Genomic DNA, 11,606 nt, shown 5'->3' on the forward strand with positions numbered 1-11,606 from the left:
CCCTGGCTGGAGCGGCGCTCCTTCAGGTTCGGGAACATGTCGTAGATCTCGTCGACCGACATGCCCTTTTCCTTTGACACCGCGGGTGGCAGCAACAGGTTTTCCTCCGCCGACAGCGATGAAAAGATGCCGCGCTCTTCCGGGCAGTAGCCGACGCCAAGGTGGGCGATGCGGTGGGTCGGCAGGTCGATAACCTCGGTGCCGTTGATCCGTATCGAGCCCTTGCGTGAACCGGTCAATCCCATGATGGCGCGCATGGTGGTGGTGCGGCCGGCGCCGTTGCGGCCCAGCAGCGTCACCACCTCGCCATGATTTACCGAAAAATTGACATCGTGCAGGATGTGCGATTCGCCATACCAGGCATGCAGGTTGGCGATTTCAAGCGCTTTGTCTGCCATTCAATGCGCCCCTTCCAAAGCACCGGAGGTCGTACCCATATAAGCTTCCATCACTTCCCTGTTGCTCGAGACCTCGGCATAGGTGCCTTCGGCCAGGACGGCGCCGCGCTGCAGCACCGAAATCTTGTCGCTGATGCCCGACACTACGTTCATGTTGTGCTCCACCATGAGGATGGTGCGGCCCTGGGAGACCTTCTTGATCAACGCCGTCACGCGGTGCACGTCTTCATGGCCCATGCCCTGGGTCGGCTCGTCGAGCAGCATCAGTTCCGGGTCCATGCCCAGCGTGGTGGCGATTTCCAGCGCGCGCTTGCGCCCGTAGGGCAAGTCGACGGTGAGCGTGTCGGCGAAGTTTTCCAGATCGACCTGCGCCAGCAATGCCATTGCGCGGTCATTCAGCGACGACAGCGTCTTCTCGCTTCTCCAGAAATGGAAACTGGTCCCAAGCGGCCGCTGCAGGCCGATGCGCACGTTCTCCAGCACGGTCAGGTGCGGGAAGACGGCGGAGATCTGGAAGGACCGGATGATACCCTGGCGGGCGATCTGGGCCGGCTGGGCGGCAGTGATGTCGCGCCCGTTGAACAGGATCTGGCCCGAAGTCGGCACCAGGAATTTGGTCAGCAAATTGAAACAGGTGGTCTTTCCGGCGCCGTTCGGGCCGATCAGTGCATGAATATGCCCACGCTGCACCTGCAAATTGACATCATTGACCGCCGTGAATCCCTTGAATTCCTTGGTCAAGTGCCGGGTCTCCAATATTATTTCGGCCATAGTTTCTCCCCGGGAATTATTCTAACTGCATACTACAATGGCAACGACCGGCTTACGGGCATATTCCTATTGTGGAAAACCCGTAGTGAGGGTGAATTCAGCCTTATTTCTGCCAGTGTACGAACAAAAACTGACGAAAAGCTGACCTCATCGCCGCTGCATTGACAGCACACCATATCGACCTATCCGGTCCGCTGGCAATCATGCGCTTATATTTCATGCACATTATTTGGCCTGCATCAATCGCCATGCGCGTTGCGGGCAACGATGCACAAACCGGTCGCGCCCTGTCATGCTAGCCCCGCCCCTGGCGAATCAACCGGGCCGCCTTCTCGGCAATCATGATGGTCGGTGAATTCGTATTGCCCGAGGTGATGGTCGGCATTACCGATGCATCCACCACCCGCAGGCGCGCCACGCCTTTGACCCTGAGCTGGCTGTCCACCACCGCCATCGGATCATCGTCGCTGCCCATCTTGCAGGTGCCGACCGGATGGAAAATCGTGGTGCCGATGTCGCCGGCCGCCAGCGCCAATTCCTCGTCGGTACGGTACTGTACGCCAGGCTTGAACTCTTCGGGTTTATATTTGCGCAAGGCCGGCGCCGCGGCGATCGTGCGCGTCAGCGTCAGCGCATCGGCCGCCACTCTCCGGTCCTCCGGCGTACTGAGGTAATTCGGCATGATCTTCGGTGCGGCGAACGGATCGGGCGATGCGATCCGCACATGGCCGCGCGACGTCGGCCGCAGGTTGCACACGCTGGCGGTGATCGCCGGGAAGGGATGCAGGGGATCGCCGAACCGCTCCAGCGACAGCGGCTGGACATGGTATTCCAGGTTGGCGGTTTCCTGTGACGGGTCGGACCGGGTGAACGCGCCGAGTTGCGAGGGCGCCATCGACATCGGGCCGCTGCGCGACCATGCGTACTCCATCCCGATCTTCATCTTGCCGAACCAGTTATTGGCCATCGTGTTGAGCGTTTTCGCGCCCTGTATCTTGAACGCCATGCGCAATTGCAGATGGTCCTGCAGGTTCTCGCCCACGCCGGGCGCGTCGACCACGACCGGAATGCCATGCTGCTGCAGCAGCGACGCCGGTCCGACGCCGGAAAGCTGCAATATCTGAGGCGAACCGACCGCGCCGGCAGTGGAAATGGTTTCGCGCACCGCTTCAGCGAACCATTCCTTGCCGCCACCGGTAAATTCGACGCCGGTGCAGGCAGTGCCTTCCGGCGTCGACACGATCCGCAGTCGCTTGACGTGGCAGCCGGTCATGATGTCGAGATCGCCTTTCCTGCCCTCGGTGGATTTCAGAAAGGCCCGGGCGGTATTCCAGCGCATGCCGCCCTTCTGGTTCACCTCGAAATACCCGCAGCCTTCGTTGTCGCCGCGATTGAAGTCGTCCGACTTCGGAATCCCCACCTCGGCCGCCGCGTCGCGGAACGCATCCAGGATCTCCCAAGACAGGCGCTGCTTCTCCACCCGCCATTCACCGCCGCTGCCATGGAAATCGTCGGCGCCCTTGTGGTAATCCTCCGTCTTCTTGAACAGCGGCAGCACCTGGTCCCAGCGCCAGCTCGGGTCGCCGGTGAGTTGCGCCCACTGGTCGTAGTCGCGCGCCTGGCCGCGCATGTAGATCATGCCGTTGATCGATGAACAGCCGCCCATCACCTTCCCGCGCGGATAGATCAGGCTGCGGCCGTTCAGGCCCGGATCGGCTTCGGTGCGAAAACGCCAGTCGGTGCGCGGATTATCGATGCAGTACAGATAACCGACCGGGATGTGAATCCAGATGTAGTCGTCCTTGCGGCCTGCTTCGAGCAAAAGCACCGATACGCCGGCGTCCCTTGCCAGCCTGTTGGCCAGTACGCAGCCGGCCGTACCGGCGCCGATGATGATGTAGTCGTATTTTCCGGCCAGTTCCACTTGCTGATCCCCTCTTGCAGTCGCGTTTCACCGCGGGCGCCCGCTTTGCCGCCGACGCCGTTGGTTTACCTTTGTAGTTGATATATACGAATAGTAGTAGTTGTTAACACCCGCCCCATCCTGTGGATAACCCGGTAAACCGACACAGAATCATCCACTTGCGCTCCGCACAAACCCCTGCATAAGCGCTGTATCGATCAAGGATGGATTCGGGATAAAAAAAACGCTGTCCCGTTGTTCAGGGCTTATCCCGTTTACGTGCAACGTTTATACAGCGGGTTATCCACAAGGCGCCACAGCCTGCGACAGGGTGCCACAACCCGGCTATTTCGCGACCGGCATGGTGAATTCGGCGCCCTTGACGATCGAATCCGGCCAGCGCTGCATGACTGATTTGTAACGGGTATAGAAGCGGATGGCTTCCTCGCCGTACGCATGGGTGTCGCCGAATAGCGAGCGCTTCCAGCCGCCAAAGGAATGCCACGCCATCGGCACCGGAATCGGCACGTTGATGCCGACCATGCCGACCTCGATGCGGCGCGAAAACTCGCGCGCGGTGTGGCCGTCGGAGGTGAAGAGGGACACGCCGTTACCGTATTCATGGTTGTTGATCAATTCGACGGCGGCGGCGAAGTCCGGCACCCGCACCACGCACAGCACCGGGCCGAAAATCTCTTCCTTGTAGATGGTCATGTCGGGCGTCACCTGATCGAACAGCGAACCGCCGAGGAAGTAGCCCTGCTCATGGCCGGACACCGTGAAACCGCGTCCATCCACCAGCAGCTTGGCGCCGGCCTGCACGCCCTGCTCGATATATCCCTCGATCTTCGCCTTGTGGGGAGCGCTGACCACCGGGCCCATTTCGGCGTCGGCTTCCATGCCGTTTTTCACCACCAGCGCTTTCACCCGCGGAATCAGCGCCTCGACCAGCTTGTCGGCGACGCTGCCGACCGCCACCGCCACCGAAATCGCCATGCAGCGTTCGCCGGCCGACCCGTAGGCGGCGCCCATCAGGGCATCCACCGCCTGGTCGAGGTCGGCGTCCGGCATCACCACCAGGTGGTTCTTCGCTCCGCCCAGCGCCTGCACCCGAAGCGGGTACGGACCCTTGCGCTTCGCGCCCTCGGTATAGATGTATTCGGCGATCGGCGTCGAGCCGACGAAGGACACGGCTTTCACATCCGGATGATGCAGCAGCGCGTCCACCGCCACCTTGTCGCCCTGCACAACGTTGAACACGCCGTCGGGAAGGCCGGCCTGTTTCAACAGGTCGGCGACCATCAGCGACGGCGACGGATCGCGCTCGGACGGTTTCAGGATGAAGGTATTGCCGGTCGCGATCGCCATCGGCGCCATCCACATCGGCACCATGAACGGAAAATTGAACGGCGTGATGCCGGCGGTCACGCCGAGCGGCTGGCGCAACTGCCAGTTATCGATGCCACCGCCGATATTGTCGGTGAACTGGGTTTTCATCAGCTGCGGGATCCCGCAGGCGAATTCGACCACCTCGATGCCGCGCGTGACTTCTCCGCGCGCATCGGAAAACACCTTGCCGTGTTCGCGGGTAATGGCGGCGGCGAGGTCGTCATGGTGCCTGTCGAGCAGATCCTTGAACTTGAACAGGATGCGGGCGCGCTTGAGCGGCGCGGTCTCTGCCCAGGCCGGCGCGGCGGCTTGCGCGGCGGCGATCGCCGCATGCACTTCCTGTTCGCTGGCCAATGCCACCCTGCCGGTCACGGCGCCGGTGGCTGGATTGAAGACATCCTGCTGGCGGCCGCTGGTGGAAGCGACGAGGCGGCCGTTGATGTAATGCTGGATAGCGGTGGTGGAGAGGTTGTTCATAAGGATTCCTTTGGCAGTTTGGCGGTTTTTCGCAGAATATCGCCCTTACTGAGGGAAATCCAATGAGTTATTATCAATTGAGATATAAGGCAGGCTTATGATGATCTCTACCAAACCCGCCGTAAAGCCCCTTCCCCTTCCAGGGGGAAGGTTGGGATGGGGGTAGTGAGGTCGGGCTAACGCATACGATTGCCCAATCTCACTACCCCCACCCTAGCCCTCCCCCTGAGAGGGGGGAGGGAACCTGACGGAGCGCTCGTTTTACCATCTGCTCCGACAAAGGAATCTACATGGACTTCATCCAGCTCCGCGCCTTCGTCACCATCGCCCGGGAAGGCAGCCTCACCCGCGCAGCCGAGCGGCTGCACCTGACGCAGCCGGCGGTCAGCCTGCAGATCAAGTCGCTGCAGTCCGCCCTCGGCCTGCAACTATTCACCCGCACCCCGAAAGGCATGACGCTCACCGATGACGGCGCGAAACTGCTGCCCTTCGCCGAGCGGGTGATCGAAAGCATGGCGGAATTCCGGCAGGGCGCGGATGCATTGCATTCGACACTGTCCGGCAGGCTGGCCATCGGCACCATCCTCGACCCGGAATTCATCCGGCTCGGCGCCTTCCTGAAAAGACTGGTCGAAAGTTATCCGCAGTTATCCACCGAGCTGCATCACGGCATGTCGGGCTGGGTGCTGCAACAGGTGAAATCAGGCGAACTCGATGTCGGCTATTACCTCGGCACGCCAGGCAAGGAGTACCACCACCAGGCGCTGACCTCGTTCACCTACAACGTGGTGGCGCCGCAGGGCTGGAAAAATCGCGTCGCCGGCAAGGACTGGCCAGCCCTGGCCGCCCTGCCCTGGATCTGGTCGCCGCCGGAATCGGTACATAACCGCCTGCTGACCAAAACCTTCGGACAGTACAAGGCCATGCCGAAGAAAGTGGCGCTGGTCGACCAGGAACCATCGATGCTGGACCTGGTGAAATCCGGCGTCGGGTTGTCGCTGGTCAGGGAGTCGATTGCGCTGAGGGAAGCGCATATCCACGGCCTCGTCATTGCCGACGCGGTCAGCCTGTCGACCGAACTGTCCTTCATTGCATTGGCAAAACGAAAACAGGAACCGGCAATCGATGCTGTTTTTGCACTGTTAAAAGCCTTGTGGCGCAGCTGATTGACGATGTGAACATCTTTCCCCAGTGCATCTGTGGATAACTCATTGCATAAACACTGGACGTAAACGGGATAAGCGCGGAGATCCCCACATCCGCATTTTTTGTCCCAATTCCATCCTTTGCCAATACACCGATTATTCAGCGTTTATGAAAATCCCAAATCGCTGATTTTGAACGCGTATACCTGGTTATCCACAGGCGCTAAGGGGTGTTAACAACTACTACTATTCGTATATATCAATTCTTAATATAAAACCGTCCAACCTCGTCAGCGTCGGTGCGGGAACATGGTTTGGCTATTTTCAATAGGGTAAAAATGCGTACTTACTAGACCGCAAAATATTACGTCCTGAGCATTTTTAGATTGCCGTGCTGAAATGGGTGTAAATGGATGTAATATTGGCGCCCATGATCGTTACAGATTCCGTTCAAATAACACCAGAAATCCTGAGCCTCATCGCCGGTATCGATGAGTTCAAGGGCGCATGGCGTGCGCTAGGCACGCTTGCACCGGATCGGCTATCCGCACTCCGGCGGGTCGCCACGATTGAGAGCATCGGTTCGTCCACACGCATCGAAGGGAGCAGGTTGTCCGATCGCGAGGTCGAGCGCCTGTTGTCCAATCTGCAAATCAAGTCTTTCACGACGCGGGATGAACAGGAAGTCGCCGGTTATGCCGAGGTGATGGAGTTGGTGTTCTCATCTTGGCAAGACATCGCGCTAACTGAAAACCACATCAAGCAACTGCATCGCGATTTACTGACTTACAGCGAGAAAGACGGCTGGCATCAAGGTAATTACAAAACCTCCACGAATAGCGTGGTGGCTTTTGATGAGGACGGGAAACAATTGGGCGTCGTTTTTGAAACCGCAACGCCTTTCGAAACGCCGCTCTTGATGACTGAACTCATTGAGTGGTTCAGTGCGGAGCGCGAAGCGGCACGACTTCATCCTTTGCTGCTCATCGGCATTTGGGTCGTGGTTTTGCTCGAAATCCATCCATTTCAGGATGGGAATGGCCGGCTTAGCCGGGTTCTCACCACCCTGTTGCTATTACAGGCTGGCTACGCCTACGTCCCTTACAGCTCCTTGGAAAGCGTGATCGAGCAAAGCAAGGAGGCCTATTACCTGGCGTTGCGGCAAACGCAAGGCACGATCCGCACGACTGCGCCGAATTGGCAGCCGTGGTTGACATTCTTCCTGCGCGCGCTCGCTGAACAGGTCCGCCGTCTCAATCGCAAGGTCGAGCGTGAAAAGCTGGTGCTGGCCGCGCTCCCTGAGTTGTCGCTACAGATTGTCGAGTTCGCCCGGGAACATGGCCGTATCACCATGGGCGATGCGATTCGCCTAACCAACGGAAATCGCAACACGCTCAAGCAACATTTCCGGGCCTTGGTCGAACAAGGCCACCTCGGTCAGCATGGTGCTGGCCGGGGCGTCTGGTATGAATTGAGATAAGGGAATGACAAGCGATTGTCTCTTAAAGCTTTATTGACCAGCGGTGGCGGTGGCCCTTTAACCGAATTCCTGTATGCGTACATCACATCAAAATTCAGAGTAGAGCAGTCCATCTGGCAGCGAATAGCGAATCAAGTCTGCTCCATTACTGCAATTCATGCCTCCAACGTCATCAAACTCGCATTGCCGCCGGCAGCAGTGGTATTGACACACAATGCGCGTTCGGCAACCAGCCGCCAGACGGGAATGTCATCGGCCTCACCAGTCGCCATCCACATCACCAGGCTGTCGTCCCGCGCAGCCAGCTGCGGCAGCAATTCCTGCAGACGCGGTGTTTCGAGTAACGCAAAAGCCAATACCTTCGCTTCATCAACCTGTTCGACGTAGTGAAGCGCATCGCGTACCGCTGATGGCAGATCCGTCGGTAAGGCCTGCATTGCAATCTGATCGAGTACCGGCTGGTTGCCGGTTGCCAGTACCGCCGCCAATTGATTCAGCAAGCCGCCCTTGCCTTGCGCGCCGCATAACACCGCGCCGCGCGGCGCAAACGCCAGGGTATTGGTTTCGCCGGTCGGGCCGGGCAATGGAAGCATGCCGTGGTTAGGCGATGCATGCATGTAGCGACGCGCACGGGCGGCAATGGCCGGATGGTGCTGGTCGAGCCAGTCGATAAAGTCATTGAAAACGTCATTCGCCGGTAAGCGTTTGCCGACAGAAAAATCCGTCATCGCCGGTTGCCGTTGCAGGCGTTTCAGGTACAGCGGCCCGCCCGCTTTCGGTCCGGTCCCGGACTTGCCCTCGCCACCGAACGGCTGCACACCAACGACCGCGCCGACGATATTGCGGTTGACGTAGATATTGCCCACATGCGCATGCGCGGTGATGAATCCGATGGTTTCATCGATGCGCGAATGCACGCCGAGAGTCAGCCCGTAGCCGGTCGCATTGATCGCCTTCACCAGTGCCGGCAATGCGTCGCGCCGGTAACGCAGGACATGCAGCACCGGGCCGAAGACTTCTTCCGTGAGCTCTGACAGGGAATCGATTTCGATCACGGTCGGCGGGATGAACGTGCCGTCGTCGGATGCCGATGGCAAAGGCAGCTGGAATGTCCTTTTGCCAAGCGCTTTCATGCGATCGATATGCCCCTGCAGGCGAGCGCGCGCTTCCTCGTCGATCACCGGGCCGACATCGACGGACAGGCGGTCCGGAATGTCGATGGCCAGTTCCTGCATCGCGCCTTTCAGCATCCGCAGCACCCGGTCGGCGATATCTTCCTGCACGCACAGCACGCGCAATGCCGAACAGCGCTGGCCGGCGCTGTCGAAAGCCGACTGGATAGCGTCCTGCACGACCTGCTCCGGCAAGGCGCTGGAATCGACGATCATCGCATTCTGTCCGCCGGTCTCGGCGATCAGCGGGATCTCCCGCGCTTCCGCTACCGCCCGTTGCGCCAGTGTCCGGTTGATCAATTGCGCCACCTCGGTGGAGCCGGTGAAGATCACGCCGCACACCCGCGCATCGGCAACCAGCCGCGTGCCGACGGTACCGCCCTGCCCCGGCAGGAATTGCAATGCCGCTGTCGGTACGCCTGCCGCATGCAGCAGCTCGACCGCGCGCTGCGCGATCAGGGGCGTCTGCTCGGCCGGCTTGGCCAGCACCACGTTGCCGGCGGCGAGCGCCGCGGCGATCTCACCGGTGAAAATCGCCAGCGGGAAATTCCATGGACTGATGCAGACTACCGGGCCGAGCGCGGCCGCTGCCGGCGCTTCGCGCACCTGTGCGGCGTAATAGCGCAGGAAATCCACCGCTTCACGCACCTCGGCAATCGCATTCGGTAAGGATTTTCCGGCTTCGCGGACAGCCAGCGCCATCAGTTCGGCGTGATGCTCCTCGAAAAGGCGGGCCGCTTTTTCCAGCATGCCGGCGCGTACCGGCGGCGGCGTGTCCTGCCAGGTTGGCGCATAGCCGGCAGCGGCCTCCAATGCCGCCTCCACATCCTCGACCTCGGCTTCGGTCACCGAGCCGACGAGATCGCCGTGATTGGCCGGGTTGCGGATCGCTTGCGTCATGCGCGATGCGGAAGACACGGTTGCCAGCAACGGCGCGGCCTGCCATTGCCGGTCGGCGAGGCCGGTGAATGCATCGTGCAGTCTGCCGAGTACCGATTCATCGGTGAGGTCGATACCGGCGGAATTGACGCGCTCATCGCCAAACAAGGCGACCGGCAACCGGATCGCCGGATGCGGTGCGCCGTTCGATTGCGCTGCCCCGGCGAAAGGATCGGCGATCAGCGATTCGATCGACACCTCATCGTCGACGATCTGGTTCACGAAGGAGGAATTAGCGCCGTTTTCGAGCAGGCGGCGCACCAGATAGGCAAGCAGGGTTTCATGCGAACCGACCGGTGCGTAAATGCGGCATGGCTTGCCGAGCTTGTCCTTGCCGACGACCTGGTCGTACAGCGTCTCGCCCATGCCGTGCAGGCACTGGAATTCGTAATCGGTGATGTTCTGCTGTTGCGCCCAGGTATGGATGGATGCCAGCGTCTGCGCATTGTGGGTGGCGAACTGCGGGTAGATCACTTCGCTCGCCGCGAGCAATTTCTGCGCGCACACCAGGTAGGACACATCGGTGTACACCTTGCGTGTGTACACCGGAAAATCCGGCATGCCGTCGACCTGCGCGCGCTTGATTTCCGCATCCCAGTAGGCGCCCTTCACCAGCCGCACCATGAACCGGCGGTTGCTGCGGCGTGCGAGGTCGGCAAGGAAATCGATCACGAACGGGCAGCGTTTCTGGTACGCCTGGACGACGAAGCCGATGCCGTTGAAACCAGCCAGGTCCGGATCGAAGGCCAGCGCCTCCATCAGATCGAGCGACAATTCGAGGCGATCGGCTTCCTCGGCGTCGATATTCAGGCCGATGTCGTAGCGCTTTGCCAGCAGCAGCAATTGCTTCAGGCGCGGCAGCAGTTCCGCCATCACCCGCGCACGCTGCGCGCGCGAATAGCGCGGATGCAGCGCCGACAGCTTGACCGAAATGCCTGGTCCTTCCTTGATGCCGCGTCCATCTGACGTCCGCCCGATCGCATGGATCGCCTCTTCGTAGGCGGCGTAGTAGCGGCCCGCATCCTCGGCGGTCAGCGCCGCCTCGCCCAGCATGTCATACGAATACCGATAGCCCCGGGCTTCCTGCTCGCGGCTGTTGTCCAGCGCTTCGGCGATCGTCTGGCCGGTGACGAACTGGTTGCCGAGCATGCGCATCGCCAGGTCCACGCCCTTGCGGATCAGCGGTTCGCCACCCTTGGCGATCAGTTTTGTCAGTGCCGCCCCCAGGCCCTGCTCGCTGCTGGTGCCGACCAGTTTGCCGGTGATCAGCAACCCCCATGTCGCGGCATTGACGAACATCGACGGCGATTCGCCGAGATGCTTGCGCCAGTCGCCGCGGCTGATCTTGTCGGCGATCAGCCGGTCCGCCGTCTGGTGATCAGGAATGCGCAGCAGGGCTTCGGCCAGGCACATCAGCGCGACGCCTTCTTCGGAGGACAGGGAAAATTCATGCATCAGCGCATCGACGCCGGAAGCGCGGGTGCGCTTCGTCCGGACTGCGGTGACGAGTCGGCGCGCGAGTTGATGGATTGTTTGATCGGCGCCGGGATCGGCGCGATGCATGGCGAAGAGGGAACGCACCGCCGAGGCTTCTTCGCGCCGGTAGGCGGCCGTGATTGCTGCGCGTAGCGGTGACTGCGAGCGGGTTACTTCCGCATGAAATTCAGCGAAGGGGGTGGATGTCGATGGTAAGGGGTGGCGGTTTGTGGTGAGCATGGCGGGGCGGGTCTCGGAAAGTGGAGGACATACGGGTGATTTGATTGTAGGGAAGATTTGAGTGTATTAATTCTGGAAATATGGGGTATTGTCCGAATTACGTGTTTTTCAGAGGCGTTTGGCGGAATAAAATTTGGATGAATATTCATTGCGGCCTCGAATCTTGCTAGCCAATGCCGAGGACGTATCCCCTATTGCTGTAGGGCTCCTTCCCCC

General features: G+C 60.3%; 7 protein-coding genes. 2 read left to right on the plus strand and 5 right to left on the minus strand.

Annotated features, from left to right (window positions below):
- The 4 genes from V7080_RS17945 to V7080_RS17960 all read right to left on the minus strand — a co-directional run.
- Nucleotides 1-398: ABC transporter ATP-binding protein (locus tag V7080_RS17945; protein ID WP_334189761.1), on the minus strand; the 398-nt coding region annotated here is incomplete at its 3' end.
- Nucleotides 399-1,169 (minus strand): ABC transporter ATP-binding protein, encoded by a 771-nt coding sequence (locus V7080_RS17950; protein ID WP_334189762.1) that lies wholly within the window; start codon nucleotides 1,167-1,169, stop codon nucleotides 399-401.
- 295 nt (nucleotides 1,170-1,464) lie between these two features.
- Complete coding sequence (locus tag V7080_RS17955; protein ID WP_334189763.1) at nucleotides 1,465-3,093, minus strand: GMC family oxidoreductase; 1,629 nt, start codon at nucleotides 3,091-3,093, stop codon at nucleotides 1,465-1,467.
- Between the two features lie 324 nt (nucleotides 3,094-3,417).
- Nucleotides 3,418-4,938 (minus strand): CoA-acylating methylmalonate-semialdehyde dehydrogenase, encoded by a 1,521-nt coding sequence (locus V7080_RS17960; RefSeq protein ID WP_334189764.1) that lies wholly within the window; start codon nucleotides 4,936-4,938, stop codon nucleotides 3,418-3,420.
- Nucleotides 4,939-5,228: 290 nt separating this feature from the next.
- On the opposite strand from V7080_RS17960, the gene V7080_RS17965 reads away from it, so the two are divergent.
- The gene (locus V7080_RS17965) at nucleotides 5,229-6,104 is read left to right on the plus strand and encodes a LysR family transcriptional regulator (protein WP_334189765.1); all 876 of its coding nucleotides are present in this window, start codon (nucleotides 5,229-5,231) and stop codon (nucleotides 6,102-6,104) included.
- Between the two features lie 409 nt (nucleotides 6,105-6,513).
- Nucleotides 6,514-7,563, plus strand: coding sequence for a Fic family protein (locus V7080_RS17970; RefSeq protein WP_334189767.1), 1,050 nt, complete (start codon nucleotides 6,514-6,516; stop codon nucleotides 7,561-7,563).
- A gap of 155 nt (nucleotides 7,564-7,718) precedes the next feature.
- Here V7080_RS17970 and putA read toward each other — a convergent pair whose 3' ends face one another.
- The gene (gene putA / locus V7080_RS17975) at nucleotides 7,719-11,390 is read right to left on the minus strand and encodes a trifunctional transcriptional regulator/proline dehydrogenase/L-glutamate gamma-semialdehyde dehydrogenase (protein ID WP_334189766.1); all 3,672 of its coding nucleotides are present in this window, start codon (nucleotides 11,388-11,390) and stop codon (nucleotides 7,719-7,721) included.
- Between the last annotated feature and the right edge of the window lie 216 nt (nucleotides 11,391-11,606).

The organism is Noviherbaspirillum sp., assembly GCF_036846085.1.
Taxonomy (GTDB): Bacteria; Pseudomonadota; Gammaproteobacteria; order Burkholderiales; family Burkholderiaceae_D; genus Noviherbaspirillum.

Excerpts from the sequence above, each read along its gene's own strand:
- V7080_RS17965 (WP_334189765.1), top strand. The coding sequence starts at position 5,229 with ATGGACTTCATCCAGCTCCGCGCCTTCGTCACCATCGCCCGGGAAGGC.
- V7080_RS17970 (WP_334189767.1), top strand. The coding sequence starts at position 6,514 with ATGATCGTTACAGATTCCGTTCAAATAACACCAGAAATCCTGAGCCTC.
- V7080_RS17960 (WP_334189764.1), bottom strand. The coding sequence starts at position 4,938 with ATGAACAACCTCTCCACCACCGCTATCCAGCATTACATCAACGGCCGC.
- V7080_RS17950 (WP_334189762.1), bottom strand. The coding sequence starts at position 1,169 with ATGGCCGAAATAATATTGGAGACCCGGCACTTGACCAAGGAATTCAAG.
- putA (WP_334189766.1), bottom strand. The coding sequence starts at position 11,390 with ATGCTCACCACAAACCGCCACCCCTTACCATCGACATCCACCCCCTTC.